General features: G+C 61.2%; 26 protein-coding genes. 20 read left to right on the top strand and 6 right to left on the bottom strand.

Translation table 11 applies throughout. From position 1 onward, the window contains the following. Positions 1 to 12 precede the first annotated feature (12 nt). Positions 13 to 1,329 carry an amidohydrolase gene (locus tag TC41_RS07110; RefSeq protein ID WP_014464342.1) on the top strand — a complete coding sequence of 439 codons (1,317 nt, stop codon included), beginning with the start codon at positions 13 to 15 and terminating at the stop codon, positions 1,327 to 1,329. On the opposite strand, the gene TC41_RS16550 is transcribed toward TC41_RS07110, so the two are convergent. Beyond that, positions 1,326 to 1,493, bottom strand: a complete 168-nt coding sequence (locus tag TC41_RS16550) for a hypothetical protein (protein ID WP_014464341.1) — start codon at positions 1,491 to 1,493, stop codon at positions 1,326 to 1,328. The genes TC41_RS07110 and TC41_RS16550 overlap by 4 nt on opposite strands. A 68-nt stretch (positions 1,494 to 1,561) precedes the next feature. On the opposite strand from TC41_RS16550, the gene surE reads away from it, so the two are divergent. The 7 genes from surE (at position 1,562) to TC41_RS07075 (ending at position 7,373) form a co-directional block, all read left to right on the top strand. After that, the gene (gene surE, locus TC41_RS07105; protein ID WP_041695158.1) at positions 1,562 to 2,338 is read left to right on the top strand and encodes a 5'/3'-nucleotidase SurE; all 777 of its coding nucleotides are present in this window, start codon (positions 1,562 to 1,564) and stop codon (positions 2,336 to 2,338) included. A gap of 16 nt (positions 2,339 to 2,354) precedes the next feature. After that, positions 2,355 to 2,534 carry a YpmA family protein gene (locus tag TC41_RS07100; RefSeq protein ID WP_014464339.1) on the top strand — a complete coding sequence of 60 codons (180 nt, stop codon included), beginning with the start codon at positions 2,355 to 2,357 and terminating at the stop codon, positions 2,532 to 2,534. After that, complete coding sequence (locus TC41_RS07095) at positions 2,531 to 3,043, top strand: PepSY domain-containing protein (RefSeq protein ID WP_041695157.1); 513 nt, start codon at positions 2,531 to 2,533, stop codon at positions 3,041 to 3,043. The genes TC41_RS07100 and TC41_RS07095 overlap by 4 nt, the downstream gene beginning before the upstream one ends. 104 nt (positions 3,044 to 3,147) lie before the next feature. Then, positions 3,148 to 3,687 (top strand): hypothetical protein, encoded by a 540-nt coding sequence (locus tag TC41_RS07090; protein ID WP_014464337.1) that lies wholly within the window; start codon positions 3,148 to 3,150, stop codon positions 3,685 to 3,687. Further along, positions 3,684 to 5,195, top strand: coding sequence for an ATP-dependent metallopeptidase FtsH/Yme1/Tma family protein (locus tag TC41_RS07085; RefSeq protein WP_014464336.1), 1,512 nt, complete (start codon positions 3,684 to 3,686; stop codon positions 5,193 to 5,195). The genes TC41_RS07090 and TC41_RS07085 overlap by 4 nt, the downstream gene beginning before the upstream one ends. A gap of 94 nt (positions 5,196 to 5,289) precedes the next feature. Further along, complete coding sequence (asnS, locus tag TC41_RS07080) at positions 5,290 to 6,585, top strand: asparagine--tRNA ligase (protein ID WP_041695748.1); 1,296 nt, start codon at positions 5,290 to 5,292, stop codon at positions 6,583 to 6,585. Positions 6,586 to 6,605: 20 nt separating this feature from the next. Further along, positions 6,606 to 7,373 (top strand): DnaD domain-containing protein, encoded by a 768-nt coding sequence (locus TC41_RS07075; protein WP_014464334.1) that lies wholly within the window; start codon positions 6,606 to 6,608, stop codon positions 7,371 to 7,373. Between the two features lie 36 nt (positions 7,374 to 7,409). Here the strand turns inward: TC41_RS07075 and TC41_RS07070 are convergent, their stop codons facing one another. Next, positions 7,410 to 8,561, bottom strand: coding sequence for a D-alanine--D-alanine ligase (locus TC41_RS07070; RefSeq protein ID WP_041695156.1), 1,152 nt, complete (start codon positions 8,559 to 8,561; stop codon positions 7,410 to 7,412). Between the two features lie 76 nt (positions 8,562 to 8,637). Here TC41_RS07070 and TC41_RS07065 point away from each other — a divergent pair, with 76 nt between their 5' ends. From TC41_RS07065 to TC41_RS07055, 3 genes are all read left to right on the top strand, one after another. Next, the gene (locus TC41_RS07065) at positions 8,638 to 9,978 is read left to right on the top strand and encodes a UDP-N-acetylmuramoyl-tripeptide--D-alanyl-D-alanine ligase (RefSeq protein ID WP_237700058.1); all 1,341 of its coding nucleotides are present in this window, start codon (positions 8,638 to 8,640) and stop codon (positions 9,976 to 9,978) included. A 178-nt stretch (positions 9,979 to 10,156) separates the two neighbouring features. Beyond that, complete coding sequence (locus tag TC41_RS07060; RefSeq protein WP_008338149.1) at positions 10,157 to 10,396, top strand: hypothetical protein; 240 nt, start codon at positions 10,157 to 10,159, stop codon at positions 10,394 to 10,396. A 187-nt stretch (positions 10,397 to 10,583) separates the two neighbouring features. Next, positions 10,584 to 11,534 (top strand): Mbeg1-like protein, encoded by a 951-nt coding sequence (locus tag TC41_RS07055; protein WP_014464331.1) that lies wholly within the window; start codon positions 10,584 to 10,586, stop codon positions 11,532 to 11,534. Positions 11,535 to 11,543: 9 nt separating this feature from the next. On the opposite strand, the gene csaA is transcribed toward TC41_RS07055, so the two are convergent. After that, positions 11,544 to 11,876 (bottom strand): chaperone CsaA, encoded by a 333-nt coding sequence (csaA, locus tag TC41_RS07050; RefSeq protein WP_041695155.1) that lies wholly within the window; start codon positions 11,874 to 11,876, stop codon positions 11,544 to 11,546. A 137-nt stretch (positions 11,877 to 12,013) separates the two neighbouring features. Between csaA and TC41_RS07045 the strand changes: the two genes are divergently transcribed. Further along, a complete protein-coding gene (locus TC41_RS07045) occupies positions 12,014 to 13,282 on the top strand; it encodes an NRAMP family divalent metal transporter (RefSeq protein ID WP_237700057.1) in 1,269 nt (422 codons plus the stop codon). 35 nt (positions 13,283 to 13,317) lie between these two features. Here the strand turns inward: TC41_RS07045 and TC41_RS07040 are convergent, their stop codons facing one another. Then, entirely contained in the window at positions 13,318 to 14,583 is a 1,266-nt protein-coding gene (locus TC41_RS07040) for an FAD-dependent oxidoreductase (protein WP_014464328.1), read from the bottom strand. A gap of 142 nt (positions 14,584 to 14,725) precedes the next feature. On the opposite strand from TC41_RS07040, the gene TC41_RS07035 reads away from it, so the two are divergent. Next, positions 14,726 to 15,277, top strand: coding sequence for a DUF84 family protein (locus TC41_RS07035; RefSeq protein WP_014464327.1), 552 nt, complete (start codon positions 14,726 to 14,728; stop codon positions 15,275 to 15,277). A 48-nt stretch (positions 15,278 to 15,325) separates the two neighbouring features. On the opposite strand, the gene glnA is transcribed toward TC41_RS07035, so the two are convergent. Continuing rightward, on the bottom strand, positions 15,326 to 16,747 hold the full coding sequence (gene glnA, locus TC41_RS07030) for a type I glutamate--ammonia ligase (protein ID WP_014464326.1): 1,422 nt from the start codon (positions 16,745 to 16,747) through the stop codon (positions 15,326 to 15,328). 272 nt (positions 16,748 to 17,019) lie between these two features. Here glnA and TC41_RS07025 point away from each other — a divergent pair, with 272 nt between their 5' ends. The 3 genes from TC41_RS07025 (at position 17,020) to TC41_RS07015 (ending at position 19,912) form a co-directional block, all read left to right on the top strand. Continuing rightward, positions 17,020 to 17,772, top strand: a complete 753-nt coding sequence (locus tag TC41_RS07025) for a phosphocholine cytidylyltransferase family protein (RefSeq protein WP_014464325.1) — start codon at positions 17,020 to 17,022, stop codon at positions 17,770 to 17,772. Further along, a complete protein-coding gene (locus TC41_RS07020) occupies positions 17,765 to 18,475 on the top strand; it encodes a CDP-alcohol phosphatidyltransferase family protein (protein WP_014464324.1) in 711 nt (236 codons plus the stop codon). Before TC41_RS07025 ends, TC41_RS07020 begins: the two co-directional genes overlap by 8 nt. Before the next feature lie 249 nt (positions 18,476 to 18,724). Next, on the top strand, positions 18,725 to 19,912 hold the full coding sequence (locus tag TC41_RS07015; RefSeq protein ID WP_014464323.1) for a 4-hydroxybenzoate 3-monooxygenase: 1,188 nt from the start codon (positions 18,725 to 18,727) through the stop codon (positions 19,910 to 19,912). Here TC41_RS07015 and TC41_RS07010 read toward each other — a convergent pair. Further along, a complete protein-coding gene (locus TC41_RS07010) occupies positions 19,879 to 20,706 on the bottom strand; it encodes an IclR family transcriptional regulator (RefSeq protein WP_041695153.1) in 828 nt (275 codons plus the stop codon). The genes TC41_RS07015 and TC41_RS07010 overlap by 34 nt on opposite strands. A 178-nt stretch (positions 20,707 to 20,884) precedes the next feature. Between TC41_RS07010 and TC41_RS07005 the strand changes: the two genes are divergently transcribed. The 4 genes from TC41_RS07005 to TC41_RS06990 are packed head-to-tail and all read left to right on the top strand — an operon-like array spanning position 20,885 to position 24,863. After that, positions 20,885 to 21,694, top strand: a complete 810-nt coding sequence (locus TC41_RS07005) for a DODA-type extradiol aromatic ring-opening family dioxygenase (RefSeq protein ID WP_012810941.1) — start codon at positions 20,885 to 20,887, stop codon at positions 21,692 to 21,694. 27 nt (positions 21,695 to 21,721) lie between these two features. Next, positions 21,722 to 23,158 (top strand): aldehyde dehydrogenase, encoded by a 1,437-nt coding sequence (locus tag TC41_RS07000; RefSeq protein WP_014464321.1) that lies wholly within the window; start codon positions 21,722 to 21,724, stop codon positions 23,156 to 23,158. 14 nt (positions 23,159 to 23,172) lie between these two features. Further along, positions 23,173 to 23,967, top strand: a complete 795-nt coding sequence (locus TC41_RS06995) for a 2-keto-4-pentenoate hydratase (protein WP_041695151.1) — start codon at positions 23,173 to 23,175, stop codon at positions 23,965 to 23,967. Next, positions 23,964 to 24,863 carry an acetaldehyde dehydrogenase (acetylating) gene (locus TC41_RS06990; protein ID WP_041695150.1) on the top strand — a complete coding sequence of 300 codons (900 nt, stop codon included), beginning with the start codon at positions 23,964 to 23,966 and terminating at the stop codon, positions 24,861 to 24,863. The genes TC41_RS06995 and TC41_RS06990 overlap by 4 nt, the downstream gene beginning before the upstream one ends. Positions 24,864 to 24,868 lie beyond the last annotated feature (5 nt).

The raw sequence follows: 24,868 nt of genomic DNA, 5'->3' as shown, positions 1-24,868 counted from the left end.
GGATGAACGCAAATGGCACAGGAACGATCCGTCATCGTTCTCGAGGTTGGCGGCGCTGTCGTGGATCGTGATACCGTCTATCGGGGTCCCGCGTACTTCGTGATTGAAGGTTCCCGCATCGTCCGCCATGGAGAGGGCGCCTACGAACCGGAGCCCGGCGAAGTTGTGGTGCGGAGATGGCGAAAGCGCGACCGCATCGCCATTCCCGGCCTTGTGAACGCGCATGGCCACGCGGCGATGACGCTGCTTCGCGGCGTCGGCGACGATCTGCCGCTCATGACCTGGCTCCAGGAGCGCATTTTCCCGATTGAAGCGCGCCTCACGGGGGAATGCGTGTACTGGGGAACGCAGCTCGCGTGCTGGGAGATGCTGTTGTCCGGAACGACCGCCTACGCCGACATGTACATGATGATGGATCACGCCGCGGAGGCGGTGGCGGAGTCGGGCATGCGGGCGCTTTTGTCCATTGGCCTAGCCGCCGCTGAGCCTGAGGTTCAGGTGGAAAAGCTCGAGGCGAGCCGCGCGTTTGTACAGACATGGCATGGGGCGGCGGACGGGCGCATTCAGGTAGCGCTGGGCCCGCACGCGCCCTACACCTGCCCTGAGCCTTTCCTGACGCAAATCGCCGATCTCGCCGCCGATCTCGGCGTCGGTATCCAGATTCACCTGAGCGAGACGCGCGGTGAGGTGGATCAATTTCTATCGCAGGAAGGGCTCACGCCCATTGGTTTGGCAGAGCGCGCCGGACTCTTCCAGGTGCCGACGCTCGCCGCGCACTGTGTGCACGCTACGCAGGACGACATCGAAATTTTGCGCGCGCACGACGTCCGCGTGGCTCACAATCCGCAGAGCAACCTGAAGCTCGGTTCTGGCATTATGCCGCTCCCCGACATGCTAAGCCGGGGCGTGACTGTGGGCCTTGGCACGGATGGCGCGGCGAGCAACAACAACCTGGACATGTTTGAGGAAATGCGCCTTGCAGCGACGCTGCACAAGGGCGTGCGTGAAGATGCGACATCCATCGATGCTGCCACCGCGTTTGCACTCGCCACAGAATTTGGCGCGCGTGCCCTCTTCCTGCCTGAAGGCCATGGCACGCTTCGAGCCGGAGCCGTCTGCGATATGGTGTTGCTCGACGCACGCTCGCCGCACTTCACGCCGTCCCACGATCTGCTCTCGGATTTGGTGTATGCGGCCGGCGCTGACGACGTCCGGGACGTGATCGTCGCGGGCGAATGGGTGCTCCAAAACCGAGAGCCCACGGCGCTCGACGTGGAGCGCATTCGGTACGAAGCGGCGCGCCTCAAGGACTTGTTGACACGCGCTTAATCGCGTTCCACCGCGTTGTCGACGTCGGGCTCCACAAGGCTGGTTTCGTCCAGCATGTCGGCCAGGGCGATATCCATGTAGGCCTCAAACACGAAGCGGCGGACGTCGTCACGCAAGGACGTACGATTCGTCCACGGAGGAAGCGCCTCTTCGCGCTCAGTCATATGCCCACCTCCCAGTATCGTACTTCTAAGTATGAGCGACGCGCCGCGGTCGTATGAGGCGTGAGGTGATGAGAGAGGAGAACGCCGTCATGCGCATGTTGATCTGCAACGACGATGGCATCCAGGCCGCGGGGCTGTTCGCGTTGGTCGAAATCGCGTCCGCTTTTGGCGAGGTCGTCGTGGCCGCTCCTGACCGGCAGCGAAGCGCCTCGAGTCATGGGATCAGTCTTCACCGCACCATTCGGGTGGAGCGGCGCGAGGTTCCTGGGGCGTCCGATGCGTTCGCGCTCTCGGGAACGCCGGTCGATTGTTGCAAATGGGCACTCGCCGTGTTGCACGCCGGGCGTCCCTTCGACCTCGTGCTATCGGGGATCAACGCCGGCGCCAACCTGGCGACCGATGTGCTGTATTCAGGTACGGTGGCCATCGCGGGCGAGGCTGCCTTGCAAGGGGTGAAGGCGCTCGCGCTGTCCCACGTCGGCCCGCCGTTCGACTTTGCCTCGGCACAAGAGGCGTGTCGCTTGCTCATCGAACTCGCCATCGAACTCGATCTGCCCGCGGACACCTTCCTCAGCGCCAATATTCCCTTCGTTGGTCAGAAGACATGGACTCGCGCGGATATCGTGTGGTGCGATCTCGGCGTGCGCAGGTACCATGATGTTTTTTCGCGCGAACTCGACGTGGAAGGGCACGAGGTGTATCGTTATGGAGGGGATATCATTGACGAGGTTGGAGAGGGCCTCGTGGATATCGGTGTGGTGAGGTCGGGCAAGGTGAGTTTGACCCCTATGAGATACCACTTCACAAATGATGAATTCTTACAAAACATGATATCTCGTTCATAACGGTGGGTGGAATGGTTTGGATTCGAAATGGAACGTCTACGCGACCATGGTGTGTTCAAATTCGGAAGATCTGTACCGCCTCATTGATTTTTTAAATCGCAACCTGAAAGACAAGGACGTCATCTTTGGAATGGCCAAGTCGGAGCAACATCCCGACAAAGTGCAGATCACCATTTACCGGACGGATGCCACATGACCAAGCGGAGGATCGTATGGACTTCGGTGCCGATCGCGATGGTCGTGATCGGCATCGGCGTTCTTATGTACTTTTGGAACTTGTTGAGCCCCTACTGGCAAGCTGAACAACAGGCGGCGACCTACGTGTTAGATCACACGCCTCTCGACCGGTTGGAGTCGTACAGCGTGTTCACCGCAGCGGGCGTGGAGGATGTGTTCCGGGGCCAAGATAGCTTCGGACGGACGTGGTATGCTTTTTACATTCCCGCGATGCGGAGAGCTTTTGTGCTGCCCTCGACGTCGATCCTCCCCGCGGACGAGGTGAAAAAGAGAGCTTTGGCGCGCGGCATCGAAGTTCAGTCCGTCACGCTTGGCTACGTGTCGAGCGATGAGGAGGCTCCGAGTTGGGCCAAAGCTGGAACTGCAGTCTACGAGGTCATGGGACGCTCGAACGGGCGCCTGGCCTTTTTCTATTTCAATGCTACGACGGGACAACTTTTGTGGCAGGATGTGCTCGTCCATTCTTGAAGGGCTGGAAGCGCGGGAAACAAGTGCAGCTGAACACATGTTCGACGGCGTGCTATACTGGTCTCAGCAGCCGCACAGACCAGCGATAGAAGGGGGCGAGGTCTTTGTCTCGCATCCGCATTGTGCCGATCTTTGTGACGGCGCTCCTGATGCTCGCGCTTCTCATCGGCGGCTGGCAGGCCTATCAACACTATAACTTGCTGAATCCGCTCAAACAAAGCCTGCAGTCGGTCGCTGGTGTGGAAAAGGTGGATATTACGACGGGAAGCCCGGATGTGGTGGTGATCCAACTGGGGCCCTTCCAGACGCTGAAGCAAGGCGACCTTCAGCTGACCTACGATGCCATATCCGACGAAATAGAGCGCAAACTTGGAACGAACGTCAGTGTTCGCATTGGCGATGCGCACGAGGGGCCGCTCACGCAGATCTTCGAGAGCGCGTTCGAGCTCGAGATCCAACAAGGCATCGCCAAGGAGGATTATACCCAAATGGCCGCCGACGTAGCGCGCCTGGCGAAGTCGTACCACATGGCGTACCGCTTGACTATGGATAATTCCTATATTTACCTCCAATTACAAAAAGGTCCCTACTACCTGTATCGCGTGATTCCTTACGCGTCGCGCGCGGGAGGTGCGACGTCATGACCATGCGTGAATGGCTGATTGGAACCGGGATCGCCGTGGTGGCCTTCTTAGGCATGCTGCACGTGATTCAGATTATCCCGGTGCTCTTCCTCGCGGGACTTGGAGCGATGTTGTGGGTGGTCTTGGACCGGCGCAACGCGCAGGCGCCTGCCGGACGAGATGTGTCGGTTCGGCCGAACGTGTCGTTTGACGAGATCGGCGGGCAGGAATCCGCCAAGCGAGAACTGATGGAGGCGCTCGACTTTTTGCGGTATCGAGACCGCATCGCACAGCTCGGGATTCGGCCGATTAAGGGCATTCTGCTCACGGGCCCTCCTGGGACGGGGAAAACGCTCATGGCGAAAGCCGCAGCCACTTACACGGATTCGGTGTTCTTGTCCGCGTCGGGCTCCGAATTCGTCGAGATGTACGTGGGCGTGGGCGCGAGCCGCGTGCGCGAGCTATTTCGCCGAGCTCGCGCGCTCGCGAAGCGAGAAAACAAGGACAGCGCCATCATCTTTCTCGACGAGATCGACGTGGTGGGTGGGCGGCGCGGTCAACACAGCCATCAAGAGTATGACCAGACGCTGAACCAGTTGCTGACCGAAATGGACGGCATGAACACGTCGCAACATCCATTCGTGCTCGTCATGGCAGCTACCAACCGGCCGGATATGCTCGATCCGGCGCTGCTCAGACCGGGTCGCTTTGACCGGCAAATTCGCGTCGATCTGCCGGATAAGGAGGGGCGCCTGCACATTCTAAGAATCCAGACGAAAAACAAGCCCTTGGCGCCGGACGTCGACCTTGAACACATCGCACGCGAAACTTTCGGGTTTTCCGGGGCCCAGCTGGAAGCGGTGGTCAACGAGGCGGCCATCATGGCGCTGCGAAAGGGCGAGTCCGTGATTCGGCAGGAGATGTTCCGGGACGCGGTCGACAAGGTCCTGATGGGTGAAAAGACGGGGCGGCGTCCGACGGACGAGGAGCTGGAGCGCGTGGCGGTCCACGAGATTGGACACGCTATTGTGACCGAGCTTCTGCGGCCCGGCGCGGTCTCACATATCACCATCGCGCCGAGGGGACGCGCACTCGGATTCGTTCGTCAGATTCCGGAAGATGACCAGTATCTCTACACGAAAGAACAGTTGGAACAGCAGATCGACATCGCGCTGGCCGGCTGTCTGGCCGAAGAGCTCCAATATGGGAACCGAAGCACGGGGGCGCAGAACGATTTTCAACAAGCGTCACAGTTGGCGCGGACGATGGTCAGGTGTGGGCTGTCCAGGCTCGGCATCGTGGATGAAGAGCACCTGCCCGAGCGACTCCTTGAGCGCGAAGTGCGCTTCATTCTCGCCGAGCGGGAGCGGGCGACGCGGGATTTGCTTCGGCCGTATCAAGGCGAGATTGCTCGCCTCGCGAAGCAAGTCGTGCGCGAGGAAAGCGTGGATGGAGCCGAGTTTCGCCAGTGGCTGAACGGACTCGCGCCGGCCGAGCTCACGTCCGCCATGACCACGGCAAGCGAGTGACGACTGGATGCTGGCGCAGGGGAATCCAAGCCCCTGCGCTTTTCTGCTATAATCGGTGCGCATCGCGTTTGCACGGTTTTGGGGGGGAAAAGGCGTGGCTGAATGGACCACGGTTCGCCAACTCGCCAATCACGTCGGGCAGGACGTGCAGTTGCGGGGATGGCTGTACAACAAGCGTTCGAGTGGAAAAATCCATTTTCTTCAGGTTCGGGACGGGACAGGACTCGTTCAATGCGTGGTGGTCAAATCCAACGTCTCGGACGAGACGTTTGCGGCGAGCGATGCGCTGACGCAAGAATCTTCGCTGGTCGTCGAAGGCACGGTGCGCCAGGACGCGCGCGCACCAGGAGGATACGAGATTGACGTCCGTCACATTGAGCCCGTGCAGTTGGCGCACGAGTATCCCATCGCGCTGAAGGAGCACGGGATCGACTTTCTTCTCGACCATCGCCATCTGTGGATCCGCGTGCCGCGGCAGCGGGCGATTCTCCGCATTCGCGCCGAGATCGAGCGCGCCATCCAGGCGTTTTTGGACGACAACGGGTTTACGCGCGTGGACGCGCCCATCCTCACGCCGGCCTCGTGCGAGGACACCACGGAGCTGTTTGAGACGCGCTACTTCGACGACACGGCTTACCTGACGCAGAGCGGCCAATTGTACATGGAGGCCGCGGCCATGGCGCTGGGGAAAGTGTACTGCTTCGGACCGTGTTTCCGGGCGGAGAAATCCAAGACGAGACGACATCTCATCGAGTTTTGGATGGTCGAACCCGAGATGGCCTTTGTCGAGCACGAGGAGAATCTGCGCGTGCAGGAGGCCCTCGTCGAGTACGTGGTGCAGTCGGTGGTTGACCGCTGCACGCCTGAACTCGAACTGTTGGGTCGAGATATCGCGCGGTTAGCGCGAGTGAGGGCGCCTTTTGCCCGCATCTCGTACGACGACGCAATTGGCTGGCTGCGGGAACACGGGTTCGACATCGCCTGGGGTGACGACTTCGGATCGCCGCATGAAACGGCGCTTGCGGAACAGTTTGACACACCGGTGTTCATCGAGCGATATCCCACGAAGCTCAAGGCCTTTTACATGCAGCCGGATCCGGAGCGGCCTGAAGTGGTGCTCTGCGCCGACATGTTGGCTCCCGAAGGCTACGGCGAGATCATCGGGGGCAGCCAGCGCATTCACGACTACGAGTTGCTGAGAACGCGCTTTGAGGAACATCGGTTACCGGAAGAGACCTACGGATGGTATCTCGATCTGAGGCGCTACGGTTCCGTGCCGCATTCCGGATTCGGCCTCGGCCTGGAAAGGACGATTGCATGGATCTGTGGGCTGGATCACGTCCGAGAAGCGATTCTGTTTCCCCGCATGCTCTACCGAATGGCGCCGTAAGCACAAGGGGAGGCGAGCGAATGGAACCTTCGGGCCGGCAAGGTGGCAACAGCGATTACTTAAGTGCCCCGTTTGTCGCCGTGCCGTGCGACCTTCTGCGGCGCTTCGCTCAGCTCGGCCTGCACCCGCATGAGCTCGTCGTGCTGTTGCAGATCCTCGCGAGCGGCCAGACGGAGGGCACGACGGAACTGTCTCCGCACGAATTGGGCGAGCGCTGCGGCATGTCGAGCAAAGAGGTCATGGCGTGTGTGGAGCGACTCGTCACGGAGGGATTCCTCGCCATTGGCGAACGGTACGACGATCAGGGAGCGCACGTGACCTATTTCGATCTCCAACCGCTATGGGACAAGCTGAAAGGGCGCCGGCGCGTGGTGCAGCCTCCGCCTGTCGAGAAGGATCTCGTCAGCCTGTTCGAGGAAGAATTCGGCCGCCCTCTCTCTTCGCTGGAATGCGATCAACTTAGGGCGTGGCTTGGCGAGCACGGCTATCCCGAGTGGCTCGTCGTAGAAGCGTTGAAGGAAAGTGTGTTGGCCAACAAATACAGTTTTCGCTACATCGATCGGGTGCTGTACAACTGGCAAAAGAACAACGTTCGTTCGCGACAAGATCTCGAGCAGTACCGCGTGCAATACCGCGAGAGACAGGCTGAGAGACAGGCTCAATGGCAGGGCGATTCTCAGGGCGGCCAGCCGAAACCGAGATCGAGACCCGCCTCTCCGCGCACAGCTGCGCGCGAGCCCGTGCGCGACGAGCGTTACGCCAGTTTCTATGAACTCTTCCCCGACTAACGAGAGCGCGGCTGGGAAACCAGCCGCGCTCGATATTTACGCCTTATCATATGATCTCAGAAGCTGGCTCCGCTCCGCGTGTCGTTCCAGTGCAAGCTCAATGAGGCGGTCGAGCAACTTGTCGTACGCCAGCCCGGACGCTTCCCACAGCTTCGGATACATGCTGAAGCGCGTGAAGCCAGGCATCGTGTTGATCTCGTTCACCAACACGCGGCCAGTTCCCCGTTCGACAAAAAAATCCACTCGCGCCAGCCCGGAGCCGTCAATGGCCTGGAAGGCCCGGATGGCGTACGACTCCACGGCCTTGCGCTCCTCCGGCGACAGGTCTGCAGGAATGCGAAGTTCTGCGCCCCCGTCTTGATACTTCGCTTCATAATCGTAAAATTCGCGCTTGGGGATGATCTCGCCAGCCACAGAGGCGATGGGGTCGTCGTTGCCGAGAATGCCGATTTCGATCTCGCGCGCGTCAATGGCCTCCTCCACAATGACGCGCCGGTCGTACGACAGGGCGAGATGAACGGCCTCCACGAGTTCCCGCTGGTTGCGAGCTTTGGAGATCCCGACGCTCGATCCAAGATTCGCGGGCTTGACGAAGCAGGGATATCCGAGTTCCTCCTCAATCTCTCGCACAATCCGGCTGTCATCCTGTGCCCAGGAAGCGCGCGTGAAACCCACCCAGCGCGCCTGAGGGATTCCGACGGCTGAAAAGATCTGTTTCATCGCGATTTTGTCCATACCTAAGGCCGAGGCAAGCACACCGGAGCCCACGTAGGGAATGCCCACCATCTCCAAGAGCCCTTGAATCGTCCCATCTTCACCGAACGTGCCGTGGAGTACCGGAAAGACGACGTCGATCTCGTTCACCAGCGCGGGAGGAAGCCAATCGGGCGACCGCTTGACCTCGACGGGGGACAACCCCTGGATTTCCGGGTTGATGAACCGCTTCGAAGCGGACGGGCCGTTCTGGGCGTGTTGACTCGGCAACGCTGCAGGCTGCTTTGCCTCGAGCGCCTTCCATGCACCCTTCCCGACGTGCCAACGCCCGTCCTTCGAAATCCCGATGGGTATCGTGGTATAGTGAAGAGGATCAAGCGCATCCATCACCGACTTGGCCGACTGCAGCGAGACCTCGTGTTCACCGGACTTTCCACCAAAGATGACGCCGACCCTCAGTTTGCGATTTGGCACAGACACACATCTCCTTTTCTAAAACGTGCGTAGAGGGGAACGAACCCATATGACACCCATGTCGCTTGCGAACTTCGTGCACGTGGTAGGGGGCACGCCCGCGTTCCACGAGGCCCCGGACGTCATCGTCAAGGGCGTGGCCATTGACCATCGACAGCTTCAGCCGGGACATGCGTTTGTCGCGTTTGTGGGACAGCGCGTCGACGGACACCAGTTTGTCGACGAGGCGTTTCGCCGCGGAGCCAGTGTAGCCGTCGTCACCAAAGACGTCAAGACGGCGCTCGGGCCGTGCGTTCGCGTCCCAAACGCCCTGAAGGCAGTGCAGGCTCTCGCGCGTTGGGAACGCGATCAATTCGAAGGTCCCGTGGTGGGCATCACCGGGTCGAATGGGAAGACGACGACCAAGGAGATGGTCGCAGCCGCGCTTGGCGCGCTCGGCCCGTGCGTGTACACCTCGGCGAACCAGAACAACGAATTGGGCTTACCTCTCACCATTCTACAGCGGGATGCCTCGCATCGTGCCATGGTTCTTGAGATGGGAATGCGCGGCCTGGGGCAAATTGAGGAATTGTGCACCATCGCCCGCCCGAACATCGGCGTCATTACCCACATTGGCTACAACCACATCGAACTCCTGGGCAGCCAGGAGAACATCGCCCTGGCGAAGACAGAGCTCATCGCGAGCCTGCCGAAAGACGGGATTGCCGTGCTGAATGGAGACGATCCCTGGCTTCGCCGGATGCAGCACCGCACGACGGCGCGCATCCTGTGGTATGGGCTGAGCGAAGCGTGTGACATCCGCGCCACGTCGGTGACCTGGTCGCAGGAAGGGATGGCCTTCGAGGTCAACACCCCACAAGGGTCGGCAACCATGCGCATTCGGCTGTTGGGCCAGCACAATGTGATGAATGCGCTCGCCGCCATCGCGGTTGGCCTGGCGCTCGGCATTTCCTTGGGCGACATTCAGCGTGGGCTGGGCCGCGTCGAAGCGCAGCGGGGCCGGCTGCGCCTGGTGGACGTTAGAGATGTGACCGTGATTGACGATGCGTACAATGCAAGCCCTTCATCCGTCGCCGCGAGCCTTGAAGTCCTCGAGCGCGTCGCGCGGCCAGGGCATCGCGTTGCCGTGCTCGGTGACATGCTGGAACTTGGGCAGATGGCCGTTCAGGCCCACCGGGAAGTCGGTCGCCGCGTGGCGTTGGCCGGCGTGGACCGCCTACTCTGCGTGGGCAAATTGGCGGTGGAAATGGCGCGTGCGGCAGAAGAGGCGGGCGTACCCGTAGTGCGTCACTTCAACGCGTTGGAAGAACTCTTGGCTTCTCTCGGCACGTACCTTCAGCCGGGAGACGTGGTGCTGGTGAAGGGCTCTAGAGCGGTCCAACTCGATCGCGCCGTGGATGCGTTGGCCGCGCTCTGACGCAGGGCGGGCAACCCCGCCCTCGCTTGCCATTCGTCACGAGATTTTTACACGAAGTTGCCTGGCTTCGTCGATATTTTCGAGTAAAATGGAACTGTCGCACCTTTGAAGATGACACCGCGGGAATCTCAGGCTGTCGCATCGGAATCTCGGCTAGGCGGCGAAAGGGGAATGCCACGTGGTCACCTGTCCGATCTGCAACGAACTGTTGCAGGAACTGACGTCCGTGCACTGCATGACGCGCCACGGCATGACGAAGGCGAGTGTGATTGAAAAGTACGGCAAGCCCAAGCGCTTGTTCCTCACGTTCGCGTCCAATCATGCCATCCAAACGCCGACCATTAGTCCGCGGGACTTTTTGAATTCGCAGTTGCTGACCGATCGCCTTTTGTCCAAAACAAGAAAGTTTCACGTATAGATGCAGTTCGTCGCAGGTCGGAATCGATGAATGAGGCGGGCGTGCCCCAGTTGAGGCGCGCCCGCCTCTTGTTTGAATCCGTCGGATCGTGGCAACAAATATACAGGGATTTGTGAACGGCTCACAGTCCTCTCGCCGGGCGGGTATGGTATACTGCTGGCGTCGGAGAAGGGAGGAGGCACAGCGAATGCGATCGCCGTCGTTTTGGAAGCGACTCTTCGCGTTTACGGCCGCGTCCGCGATGCTCGTCGTGCCCTTCCGGTTTCTGACCGTCAATGCCATTGTGCGCGCCCCCGATGTAAAACCTTCGGCTTCCGCCTTATCGGTATCCGATGTCACCAACGGCATCTATGACGGCGTGTTGATGAAAATGACGGATTTGTCTTATGTGAATCTGGCGGCGGAAGTGGGACAGTCGTTCGACGAGATGGAAGAAGAGGCGCTCGTCCACCGCGGGCCCAAGTCTCTCCTCGGCGAAATCGAGCGGGTGAACAGCATGGACTGGCATGAGACGTATACCCAGGCGGTGAACGAGTTCTTTTCCGATCTACGGGGATGGCGCGTGCTAGCCGTCGACAACGAGGAGTCCCAAGCGGGATTTTACGCCGTGGCTTACCAGAAAGGGTCGGATGTCGTCATCTCGTACCGAGGGACGACGAACAACGTGATGGACCTCGTTGCGGACGCCGGAATTTATTTGAGCGTTCCCAACATGATTGACCAACTCGCACCCGCGAAGTCGTTCTTCATCCTAGCCTGCAACAGGGCCTCACAGGCGGTTCATCAGTCCCCGATTCATGTGGTGCTGACGGGGCATTCAATGGGTGGGTGGCTCGCGCAGTCCGTCTATCTCGAAGAGCGCAAGGTCTCCGGTCCATGGGTGATTTCAGGCGTGATCGTGTTCAATTCCATTGGCACAGGGTTTCAGCCCATGGCGAATCCATCTGTGGATGTAAAGGACTATCATTTTGACGGCGACGTGTTCAGCCGCTACGGAACGTCGCTCGGCAGTGTCATCGACGTACCAAACCCTGATCCGGACGCGTCAGTGTATGACAAACATCAGATGTACGAGTTTTACCATTACTTTTACCCGTATGCCGATGGGACCGGCGCCGCCGCCGGAGAGCGGGCATGACGCGACCGCTCATCCGATGGGTGTACCGTTTGGCACGGGGACGTCGGGTTTGAGCAAGACGACATCCCCTTCTTCGGGCAGCCCTCCGAGTACCAGCACTTCCGACGAAAATCCGGCGATGCGCCGCGGCGGGAAGTTGGTGACGGCGACGACTTGTCTGCCCACGAGTTCCTCCGGGGTGTATCGCCGCGTAATTTGCGCGCTCGAAGCGCGCACCCCTATCGCCTCTCCAAAGTCGATCCACAGCTTGATGGCCGGTTTCCGCGCTTCGGGAAACGGCTCGGCTCTCACGACGGTCCCAATCCGGATGTCGAGTTTTTGAAAATCTTCGATCTGCGCCATGCGCGGACACCTCCAGAGAATGTTGACCATTGAAATCAAGTTTCTAGTTAGGTTAGACTAACCATAGAAAAGAGATTGGGCAAACTCCGTCTATCCCATATCCTATCCGCGGCAAGATGGTGTTTGCAACGAGAGGAATGAACTTGATGGGACACACGGACGTCATGCAGGCCGAGGCGCCTCGCGCGGCGCGAGGGTTTTGGTGGCAGCTCCTTGCTAAGGTAGGTCCTGGTATCATCGTCATGCTCGCCAACACCGACGCAGGGTGCATTATTACAGCCGCACAGTCTGGCGCCGTGTGGGGCTACGCCATGGTTTTGCCCCAGTTGATCTTGATACCGATTGTCTATTTGGTGCAAGAAGTGACGGTGCGCCTTGGGCTTGTCACAGGGCGCGGACACGGGGAATTGATCCGATATCACTTCGGCCGCGGATGGGCCTGGATTTCCGTGTCTACGCTGTTTTTGTCTGCTATCGGCGCGTTGGTCACGGAGTTTGCCGGCATTGCGGGCGTGGGAGAACTGTTTGGCATCTCGCCGTATTACACGGTATCCACCGCGACCGTCCTCCTGATTGCCTTGGCGTTGACGGGGAGCTACAAGCGCGTGGAACGCGTCGGGATCGCCATGGGGTTGTTTGAGCTGGCCTTGGTGCCGGGAGCGCTGCTCGCGCATCCCTCCTGGCATCAGTTGCTGCGGGGTCTGGCGACGGTGCCGCTGAACCATCCGAGCTATGTGTACCTGCTCGCGGCGAATGTGGGAGCCGTTATCATGCCCTGGATGATCTTTTATCAGCAGTCGGCGGTGGTGGATCGAAAACTGACCCTGCGCGACCTTCGGTTTGCTCGCTGGGATACGTTCTTTGGATCCATACTGACGCAGGTCATCATGATCGCCGTGGTCGTGATGATCGCGGCGACGGTGGGGCGCACGCACCCGAACACGCCCCTTGAGACCGTAGGCGACATCGCGCAAGGATTGACGCCGTTTCTCGGCGCTGCCGCCGCGAAGGTGATTTTCGGCCTGGGGATGCTCGGCGCGAGCTTTGTGGCCGCACTCGTCGTGTCGCTTGCGGGCGCGTGGGGCATTGGCGAGGTCACGGGCATTCGCCACAGTCTGAACACCCGGTGGAAGGACGCGAAGGCGTTTTACGCGGTGTACAGCCTGGCGCACATCGGCGGCGCGATACTCGTCTTCAGCGGCGTGAACTTGATCAACCTCTCGGTGGACACCGAGGTGATGAATTCGCTCCTGTTGCCCATTGTCCTCGGCTTCCTGTTGCTGCTCGAGCGCCGCGCGCTTCCGCCCGAGTACCGCATGCGCGGATGGTACCGATGGGTTGTGACCGGGCTATCCTTCATCGTCATGGCGTTTGGCGTGTACATGGGCCTGCAGATGGTCATCTGACGTCGCAGGCCCTTTCGCTTGCGGATCCCTGCGGGTCAAATCATCGCGCCCTGTCGCTGCAACTCTGCCCGAACGGTTGCGGCCGCAGGCGCCTCGCCGTAGGACGCCTGCAGCGCGGCGGCGACGCCCGCGGCATGACCGGTGGCGAGCGCCGTGCCCATCACGCGCGCGGAAGCGAACGCCGTCGGATCGCAGTCGATCACCCGCCCTGCGCACCAGAGATTGGCGCGATCGCGCGCTTTCAGGGAACGCAGCGGGATCTCGTAGTACGCGCGATCCCGGATGTGCTGGTAGCGGGGCGGCTCGCCGGGCTGGTGGATCTCTACCGGCCATCCGCCTCGAGCAATGGCATCTTCAAATTTTGCCGCATTCAAGACCTCTTCGCCGGTTAAGCGGTATTCGCCATCGACATGTCGGGTCTCACGCACACCAATGCTCGGGCCCGTTGCGACGAGGTACGCATCCTTGAACCCGGGCACATGTTGACGAAAGGCCTCAAGATAGGCCCACGCCTGCCGGCGCGCCGACATTTCCGCCTGCGTGAGGCTGGCGCTGTCCAGCCCGTTGACTGCCTCGTCGGCGAAGAGCGCGAGCACGTGTTGCGATCCCGGCAGGCGAACCACCATGCCTCTGTCCTTCGTGAGCACGGTGTCTCCTTGCCGCTTGGCCTGCCACACGGCCGCAGTGAACTGGTGTCGGTGAAGCTGCACTTCCGGAGAGACGCCGCCGAACTGCATCACCAGGGTGCCCGCCTGCACGCGGCCTTCCTCGTCCCCGTAGCGGACGCCGTTGCCACTCATGAAAGCGAGATCCGCTTCGCCGCTCGCGTCCACGAACGACGTGGCCTCGATGGAGAATACCCCGCCGTGATGGAAACAGTGGATAGCGCGAATTCGTTCTCGCTCGACGTCACAGCCGATGACGGTCGTGTGGAGTCTCGCCTCGACGCCCGCTTCGAGGATCAATTGGTCGAGAGCGAACTTGGTGCCCTCAGCGTCTAAGGGAACAATCACATTTCCAGACCCGGGATTTCGAATGGGCCCGTAATATTTGCCGATCTCGTCCAGTTTCTCGAGAAGCCGCCGACCCACGCCGCCCACGACCGGCTCAAGCGGTTCCCGTTGGGCGAACAAACCGCAGATGGTCAGCACGGAGGCGTGCGTCGCCGCGCCGCCAAAATACGGGTTGCGCTCGACAATGAGTGTCCTTGCCCCGAGCTTCGCCGCGCCCACCGCCGCGGCAACACCGGCGCTTCCACCGCCGACCACGACCACGTCATATCGCAACGTCTGTTGGCTCACCTTTCAACCTCCCGGACCTGTCCAGAACGCATGTCTATCATACAACATCGGCTAAGTTGCGAATATGGGAGATTCGGTCGTCCCATGTCGATCACGGCGGACGGGATCGCTACAATGAAGGCGGGCAGGTGGTGAGTGGAAGATGCGGAATGAAGCGACGATGCGCGTGGCGCTTGGATCGCTGAACCGCGCGAAGCGAGACGCGGTGGAGCAGGCATTGCACGCGTTCGGCGTCTCGTGGGAGATGAAGTGCGTGAACGTCCCGTCAGGCGTGCGAGCGCAGCCGCTGTCAGACGAGGAGACGCGGCGCGGAGCCGTCGAGCGGGCGAAGCGAGCGAGGAAGGAGACCGGCGCTCACGTCGGCGTGGGACTTGAAGGCGGCGTCGAGGAGACGGAGCACGGCATGATGCTCGTCAACTGGGCAGCGGTGGCGTACGGCGACGACGAGGTGGCGGTCGGGGGCGGCCTGCGCATGATGCTGCCGGACGAGATCGCACAAGGCATTCGCGCCGGTAGGGAACTGGGCGACGTGATGGACGCGTGGATGGGGATGACGGGGCTTCGCCACGGGGATGGGGCCATCGGCGTGTTGACTGGCGGTCGAATCACCCGATCCGGCATGTTCCGCGACGCGCTCATTTGCGCGCTGGCCGCCGCTTTCGGGGAAGCACGAAGAAGGGATAGCGCGCGTTGACGACACGAAGCCGCGCGACCCAGAAGCGGGCGCGCGGCCTCTTCATCATCACAGATCGAAGTACAGCGAGAACTCGTAGGGATGCGGGCGCAAGTGGAGCGGCGCCAGTTCGTTGTTCCGCTTGAAATCGATCCAGTTGCGAATGAAATCTTTCGTGAAGACGCCGCCTTCCAGGAGGAACTCGTGATCCGCTTCGAGCGCGTCGAGCACCTCGCCGAGCGAGCCTGGCACGCTCTTGATCTGCGCCTTTTCCTCCGCGGAAAGCTCGTAGATGTTTTTGTTGATGGGACCAAATCCGAGTTCCGTCGGATCCAGTTTTCTGCGAATGCCGTCTAAGCCGGCCATGAGCATCGCCGCGAACGCGAGGTACGGGTTGGCCGTACAATCCGGCGTGCGGAACTCAATGCGCGCGGTCTTCGGCGAAACAACCGCCACCGGAACGCGAATGGCTGCGCTGCGGTTGCCGCGCGAGAACACCAGGTTCACCGGCGCTTCGTACCCAGGCACCAGTCGCTTGTAGGAGTTCGTGCTCGGGTTCGAGAACGCGAGAATCGCCGGCGCGTGATAGAGAATGCCCGCAATATACTGAAGCGCAATGTCGCTCAGATTCGCATAGCCGCCTTCGCGGTAGAACAGCGGTTCGTCGCCGTTGAACAAGCTTTGGTGAACGTGCATGCCCGAACCGTTGTCGCCGAAAATCGGCTTCGGCATAAACGTGGCCGTCTTGCCGTGCCGGCGGGCGACGTTGCGCACGATGTACTTGTACGTCATGACCGTATCCGCGGTGCGGGTGAGGGTGCCGAATCGGAAGTTGATTTCCGCCTGACCCGCCGTTGCCACCTCGTGGTGATGCCGCTCGACGCGAATGCCCGCCTTCATCAATTCGAGCACCATTTCGGTGCGGATATCCTGCTGCGTGTCCGTCGGTGCGACGGGGAAATAGCCACTCTTGTTCTTCACGTGATAGCCAAGGTTTTTCGCGCCGGTGCCGGTGTTCCACACCGCTTCTTCGGAGTCGATGGCGTAAAACGCACCGCTCTGCGTGGAGTCGAACCGGACGTCGTCGAAAATAAAGAACTCCAGCTCCGGCCCAAAGTACGCGGTTGTCGCGATGCCCGTCGACTTCAGATATTGTTCCGCTTTCTCCGCGATATAACGGGGATCTCGCTCGTACCGGTTCCCACTCGGTTCGTACACGTTGCACGTGACGGCGAGTGTCGGGACCTCCGTGAACGGATCTAAGAAGGCTGTCTCGAGCACCGGGCGCATCACCATATCGCTCTCTTCGATGCCCCGGAACCCAGGGACACTCGATCCATCGAATGCGACTCCTCGTTCTAAGACCTCTTCGTCGATCTCGGCCGCGGGCACGGTGACGTGATGCTGGCGGCCCGGGACGTCCACAATGCGAAAATCCACCATCTGAACTTCGTGCTGCTTCATGAGTTCGAGAATATCGCGCGGCGTCAAGTTCGATTCCTCCCACTGTGCAGCGCTGAACAGCGCTCATTATAGGAGTCGTTCCGAATCGACGTCAATGCTTTATGTAAGAATACTTTACATGAGGCGAGAATTTGTCATACGCCGTCGCGGTTTGAGAGACGCCCTCGAGGGGTGTCGGATTTTGAGGTTTTTTTGTAGATTCGGCAACGTATAGTCGTATATCGGGCTCATTTTTGGCGAACCATTCTGGCAACCGTGGACAAGCATCATGCAGTCGCGGGTTATGGGGGAATACCGAGATGAAACCGACCGCAATCATCCTGGCGGCTGGCGTGTCGCGCCGCATGCGGCCGCTGACCGACGATCGACCCAAATGCCTATTGCCGGTGGGGCCGAAGGCGGTCATCGACTGGCAGTTTGAAGCGCTTCACACAAACGGCGTTCACGACGTCATGATGGTCGTGGGCTACCGGAAAGAGATGGTTCAGGACTACGTCCAGACGCATTATCCAGCCTTCAGCGTGCGATTCATCGAAAATCCCGCCTATGAGTCGACCAACACGCTGTTCTCGCTCAGCCATGCGTTGCGCGGCTGGCGCGGCGATTTCTTTTATATGAACGCAGATGTCGTCTATGACGCGCGCATTCTCGAGCGCCTCGCCCCGGGAAAAGAGGGCGGCTATCTCGCAATCGACAAGAAACAGTGCAGGGACGAAGAGGTGAAGGTGGAGGTTCGGTCGGGGCAGATTGTCGCCATTGGGAAGCACCTGGATCCCTCGGCGTGCGAAGGCGAGTTTATCGGCGTGGCGAAGTTCGCGGGTCAATTCGCCGAGCGATTCCGCCAAAAGGTGCTCGATCTCGCCGTGGAAGGCAACGAGATGCAGTTCTTTGAGTACGCCCTGGACCAATTGGAAGACAAATCGGGCTTGGTTCCTGTGGACGTCACGGGTCTTCCCTGCGTCGAGATCGATTTTCCCGAGGACTATGAGTACGCCGTGGAAAGTGTGGTGCCTCGGCTCCTCGCCGCGCAAGGGGCGGAGCGAGATGTCTGAGCTCCAGCGCATCGACGCATGTGCAAAGCGGCCCATTGACATCTGGACGAATTACTTGTTTTATCCGTTGTCCATCCGGCTCGTGTACCTGTTGCGCAACACGCCCGTGACACCGAACCAGATCACGCTGTTCTCGCTATTTCTGTGCTTGCTGGGATGTGTGGGGTTTTCAACGGGCATTCGCGGCGACGTGATCGCCGGGCTCGTGTTGGTCGAAATCTCCTATGTCTTCGATTGCGCGGACGGTCAGTTGGCGCGATATCGCCAGCAATTTTCCGCCATCGGCGGTTGGTTGGACCAAGTCGCGGATCGCATCAAGGAGTTCGCCATTTACTTCAGCCTCGCGTACGGCTACACGCGCTGGCACCCGAGCGCAACGGCCCTGTGGGCGTGGGCCATGACGGCGCTCTTCGCCCTGTATCTGCTCGAGTACTACGGACAGATCCGGTTCAAGCCACGCGAGACACCGTCCGCGGGCGCCGATACGGCTCTCGGCGAGTCGAGGTTCCGACGGGCCCAGCGGTGGCGGAGCTTGATTCCTTTTCGCGGCTTCATCATCGGGGAGCAGTATTTTGCTCTCCTCGTTTTTGTGGCGTTCAACGCCATCGCGGCGTTCTTCCACTTTGTCGCGGTCCTGGGCCTTGTGATGTGCGTCTATCGGCCGGCGGTGCAGCTGTACAAGTGGTCCCGTGGCATTGCGTGATGGGGCATCCTTGTGAGTTTGGCGGGAGGTCGCGCGGCTCTCCCGCTTTTGCATTGGGCAAGAACGCAAAACCGTTCCAGACACATACGCAAAACCGGTGTGGACTGCGACCGGGTAGGATCACCAAGGGCGATCCGTCCACCATTCCGCATATCGGAACACTAGGGTCGTTCATGACTCAGCCTCGCGGTAGACTTGTCTTGGAAGCTTTTCGAAGATTCCAATCAAAGGAACGCGAGGTGGGGAACTGTGCGCACACAGGTCGGGATCATTGGCGCGGGGCCCGCGGGCCTGATGCTATCGCTGCTGCTCGCGCAGCGCGGCGTGGAGTCTGTCGTGCTTGAGGCGCGTTCGCGCCAGGCCATCGAGCAGACGATTCGAGCGGGCGTCTTGGAACAAGGCACAACCGATCTCATGCGAGAGCTCGGCGTGCACCCCCGCATGGAAGAATTCGGTGAAGAGCACGAGGGCATCGAATTCCGGTTCCGTGGCCGAGGGCGCCGCGTGCCCTTGAAGGAGCTGACAGGCAAGTGCGTGACGCTCTACGCGCAGCACGAGGTGATCAAAGATCTCGTCGCAGCGCGGCTCGAGCAGGGGGGCAAGATCCTCTTTTCCGTACAGGACGTGTCCCTCGAGGCCGTCGACACCGAGCGGCCGCGCATCCGGTTCCGGCGAGATCCCGACGCGCCGTTGGAGGTGCTGGAGTGCGACTTCATCGCCGGGTGCGACGGATTTCACGGGCCCAGTCGCGCAGCCATCCCTGAAAGCGCTCGCCAAGAGTTTTTGAAAACGTATCCTGTGGGGTGGCTCGGCATCCTGACCCAGGCGCCTCCATCGAGCCGGGAGCTCATTTACTGCAACAGCGACCGAGGGTTCGCACTGGTCAGCACGCGGTCTCCGGAGATCCAGCGCATGTATCTGCAAGTGGACGCGGACGACGACATCCGCAACTGGTCCGATGACCGCATCTGGGAAGAGTTGCGCCTACGGCTCGCCACGGAGGACGGCTGGGAGCCCATCGAGGGCCCCATCCTGCAGAAGTCCATTGTGCAGATGCGCAGTTTTGTCTGTGCCCCGATGCAATATGGCCGCCTCTACTTGGCGGGCGACTCGGCTCACATCGTGCCGCCGACGGGTGCCAAGGGGCTGAATCTCGCGGTCTCCGACGCGCGCGTCCTCGCGGAAGCCATCGCGCGCCACTATGAAGACGGATCGGACGACTTGCTGAGGCGGTATTCCGCCATCTGCCTGCGGCGCGTATGGAAGGCGGAGCGGTTCTCGTACTTCATGACGCAAATGCTGCATCGTTTCCCGGACCACTCGCCGTTTGAACGAGAGATTCAACTGGCAGAACTCGATTACATCACGTCGTCGCGGCACGGGCTCGCGACCATCGCCGAGAATTACGTCGGCCTCCCTATCGAGTGGGACGCGTGAAAGATGGTGCGCGATCTCGGCCGTTCATAGTAGCCGAGGCGATTCGAGATCTCCTTGCTGATGGAGATGAGCGTCTTGGCGAGCGATTTCATCTTCTCGTCCGTGAATCGAGCGGCCGGCCCCACGGCGGTGACCGCGCCGATCACGCGCCGCGTGTAATCGCGGACCGGTGCTGTGACGCTGTTGACGCCAGGTCGGAGTTCGCCGACGCTCGTCGCGTATCCTGCTTCGCGGATCTGTGCAAGGACGGTTCGCAGGCGGTTCGGATCTGTGATGGTGTTCGGCGTGAAGGGCTGCAGGCCACGGCGAATGACCTCTTCGACCATCGATTCGTCTTGGTAAGCGAGAATGACCTTGCCGGAACTCGTGCAGTAGAGCGGATTGCGGCGGCCCACGTGGGTGGCGATTTGCACGGGATGTTTGCACTCCAGTTTGCTGACGTAGACCGTGCAAAAGTCCTCCAACACCGCGAGGTGAACGGTCTCGTCGAAGCGGTGCACGAACTCCTCGAGCAGGTGCTGACCTTCTCGGCAGATTTCGAGGTTGGACATGATGATGCCGCCGAGGCTCAGCACGGAGAGTCCGAGCCGATACCGATGCGTCTCCTCGTCTCGGTGCACGAACCCTTCCTCGGCGAGCGTTGCCATGATCCGATGCACGGAGCTCTTTGAGAGGCCCAGTTTGCGCGAGATCTCCGTGATGCCGAGTTCAGGTTCGTCCTGAGAGAAGCAACGCAGGGCGTGCAGCGCGTGGCGCAATGACGAGAGCGTGCGAGCGTCTGACTGCCTTGGCACGGCGTTCGCCTCCCTTGCGGCGTGTAAGCGCTTCTAGGAATGGTGTATCACGTTCCGCATAGAGAAACAAGAGCGTATAGCGAGCGCTTTCAGCGTGCTACGATGAGGTCAGCAACTGAGGGTGCCTACAGTCGCACCTTTCAAGGCCGCCCACGGTTTCATTCGGGGAGGGATTGAGATGAGTCTGGAATTGGCCATGATCACGCCGCACACGCCGAGGATCTGCCATCGGGACCGCGTTCCGGAGTTTCAGAAGCCGATGGTCGAGGCGATGTTGAAGTGTGCGGACGTGATCGACCAGATTCGGCCTGACGTCGTCGTGATCATTTCGTGCCACTGGATGTCCAGCTTCATGCACTACGTGGACGTCACGCCGCGGCACAAAGGCATTTTGACGGCCGTGGAGTGTCCGGATCTCATCAGCGACGTCCCGTACGACCATCCGGGTCATCCGGAGCTCGGCAGGCGACTGGTGGAGGCGGGACAGCGAAACGGGCTGCAGGTCGTCGCGGTGGACGATCCGACCTACGTGTGGGACTACGGCACCGTGGTTCCGCTTCGGTACTTGCTCAAGCGTCCCACGCCCGTCGTCGCCCTCTCGGTCTGCTGGGCTGCGTCGCTCGAGGAGTCGATGCGTTGGGGCGAAGTGATGGGAGACGTGTTTCTGGAGTCGCCGGAGCGGGTGGTGTTCTTGGCGAGCGGGGCGCTCGCGCACAACCTGGGCCGCGGCCCCGAGAAATGGCCGAATCTTACGGAACAGGCGTTGGATCGCGAATTTTGTCAATATCTCGTCAAGGGCGACAAGGCGTCGGCCGTGAGCATGCTGCCGTCGTACGTGCGCGCGGCGGGCGTGGAATCCGGTGGCCGCCACGTGGCTGTGTTGCTCGGCGTGCTCCGGAAGCAGTTTGAAGGTGAGTTGCACGGATACGGCCCGTCGTCAGGGTCCGGGAATCCCGTGCTGACCATCCGGTACCGCGATGCAAGTTGAGTCCTACCTAGATGGCGAGGGATGAGGATGGAACAAGTGCTGCACTTCATCGATGGAGCCTTTGTGCCGTCCGAAGACGGGCGGACGTTTGATAATCTGAATCCTGCGACAGGCGAGCGGATTGGCACGGTGGCCGAGGGAGGGCGCGCCGAGATCGACAAGGCGGTGCGCGCGGCGCGGCGGGCCTTTCGGACCTGGAGTCGCACGACGGCCCAGGAGCGCGCCGCGATTCTGCATCGGATTGCCAACTTGATTGAAGAAAATCTCGAGGAACTCGCCCTTCTCGAGACGACGGACACGGGGAAACCTCTTTCGCTCGCGAAGAGCCTCGACATTCCGCGTTCCGCCTATAATTTTCGCTTTTTTGCCGATTTCGTGAAGGGTCTTTCGACCGAGACGTTCGAGATGGAGGGCGTCGCATTGAACTATGCGCTCCGGCGCCCGGTCGGCGTGGCGGGGCTTATCTCGCCGTGGAACTTGCCCCTGTTTTTGTTGACGTGGAAGGTGGCGCCGTGCCTCGCGGCCGGCAACACGTGCGTCATCAAGCCTGCGGAGCTCACGCCGATGACCGCCACCAGGCTCGCGGAGATCTGCAAGCAGGCGGGCGTGCCAGACGGCGTGGTGAACGTGGTGCACGGCTTCGGGCCCGATGCGGCGGGTCAATTCCTCACCGAGCACGAGGACGTGGACCTGATTTCGCTCACGGGCGAGACGTCGACGGGCAAGGCGGTCATGCGGTCGGCCGCGAGCACGCTGAAGCGCCTCTCGTTTGAACTCGGCGGCAAGAACCCCAACATTGTGTTTGCGGACTGCGACTTCGAAGACGCCATCGCGACCACCGTGCGCTCGAGCTTCGTCAACCAGGGCGAGGTGTGCCTCTGCGGATCGCGCATCTACGTCGAGCGCCCGCTCTACGACCGATTCGTCGAGGCGCTTGTCGATCGCGCCCGGAAGCTTCGCGTCGGCGATCCGCTGGATCCGCAGACGGACGTCGGCAGCCTCATCTCGGAAGAACACCTGGAGCGGGTCGACGGCTTCGTTCGGCGAGCGGTGGAGCAGGGCGGTCGCGTACTCGTGGGTGGCAAGCGCCCCGAACACCTGAAGCGAGGCGCCTTCTACGAGCCGACCGTCATCGTCGACGTGGACGAGACGTGCGAGATCACGCGGCAGGAGGTGTTCGGCCCGGTCGTGACGGTGCAGCCGTTCGACACGGAGGAAGAGGTCATTCGCCTGGCGAACGACACGCACTACGGCCTGTCCGCCACCTTGTGGACGTCGAACCTCAAGCGCGCGCACCGCGTCGCCGGCGAACTGGAGGCGGGCGTGATCTGGGTCAACACCTGGTTCCTCCGCGACCTGCGGACGCCATTTGGCGGTATGAAGCAAAGCGGCATCGGGCGCGAAGGTGGCGTGCACAGCTTCGAATTCTTCACGGAGCTGAAAAACGTCTGCATTAAGCTGTGATCGGAGTGGATGAGATGAGCGAACGGCTGGAATCCCTGGCGGAGGCGCTGTGGCGCGCGGAGCGCGAGCAGTCGCCCATTCCGCCTCTGACGGATGAACACCCCGACCTTTCGGTGCAGGACGCCTACCACATCCAGCTCCTGAATGTGAAGCGGCGCGTGGCGTCCGGCGATCGCGTCGTGGGGCACAAAATTGGCCTCACCAGCAAGCCGATGCAGCTGCAACTCGGCGTGGATCAGCCCGACTTTGGGCATTTGTTTCATTCGATGTGGTTTGAGAGCGGCTCGGCCGTCGACTTCCCGCTGATTCAACCGAAGGTCGAGCCGGAGATTGCATTCATTCTCGCAGAGGATCTCGTCGGACCGGGCGTCGATCTGCACCGGGTTTTGGCGGCGACCCGGGCCGTGGTGCCCGCCATCGAGGTGATTGACAGCCGGATCGCAGACTGGCGCATTCGGCTGGTGGACACCGTGGCCGACAACGCGTCCGCCGGTTGCTTTGTCTTGGGGAACCTGCCCACCGCCATTGCCGGCGTCGACCTGGAGACGGTGGGCGGCGTCCTGAAGCTGAACGGAGAGGTCGCTCAGACGGGCGCGGGTGCGGCGGTGATGGGGCATCCGGCGAAGGCCGTGGCCTGGCTCGCCAACACCCTGACCGAACTCGGCACGCCGCTTCGCGCGGGTCACGTCGTGTTGTCCGGCGCCGTCAGCGCCGCGGTGCCCATTCGGCCTGGCGATCGCGTCCAGCTGTCCTTTGGGCCGCTGGGCAGCGTGGAGTTCGTGTGGGCGAAAGGAGAGGGTTCGGATTGAAAAAGCTCAGTGCCGCGATCGTCGGGTCCGGAAACATCGGGACGGATCTGATGATCAAGCTGAAGCGCAGCCCGTGGATCGAACCGCGGTGGATGATTGGCATCGACCCGGAATCGGACGGCCTGCGGCGCGCCCGCGAGATGGGGCTTGAGACGTCGGCGGACGGCCTCAAGGCGGTCCTCGAACAGGGGGTTCGACCGGACATCGTCTTCGACGCGACGAGCGCGAAGGCCCACGTGCGCCATGCCAAGCTCCTGCGCGAAGCAGGCATCCAGGCGGTCGACTTGACGCCGGCAGCGCGCGGCCCATACGTCATCGCGGCGGTCAACCTGGAGGAGCACCTCGATTCGCCGAATGTCAACATGGTCACCTGCGGCGGCCAAGCCACCGTGCCGATGGTGTACGCCGTGAGCCGCGTGGTCGGCGTGCGGTACGCGGAGATTGTCGCCACCATCGCCAGCAAGAGCGCGGGCCCCGGTACGCGGGCGAACATCGACGAGTTCACCCAGACCACGGCGCGCGCGCTCGAGGCCATCGGGGGCGCCAAGCGAGGGAAGGCCATCATCATCCTCAACCCGGCGGAGCCTCCCATTCTCATGCGCGACACCATCTACTGCTTGATGGAGGACGCGAGCCCGACCACCCAGGCGAAGGTGCTCGAGTCCATCGAACAGATGGTGCGCCACGTGCAGACGTTCGTCCCGGGGTATCGGTTGAACCGCGAGCCCATCTTCCAGGACGATCTCGTCAGCATCTCCATCGAGGTCGAGGGACTCGGCGACTACCTGCCGGTGTACGCGGGCAACCTCGACATCATGACCGCTTCGGCGGTGAAGTTTGGCGAAGAATACGCGCGTCACAAGATGCAGGTGGCGTCGGCGGAAGAGGCGAGGTGAGGCGC

The organism is Alicyclobacillus acidocaldarius subsp. acidocaldarius Tc-4-1, from assembly GCF_000219875.1.
Lineage (GTDB): Bacteria > Bacillota > Bacilli > Alicyclobacillales > Alicyclobacillaceae > Alicyclobacillus > Alicyclobacillus acidocaldarius_A.
Note: the sequence above shows the minus strand (reverse complement) of the source record. Positions and strands in the feature narration are given on the sequence as shown.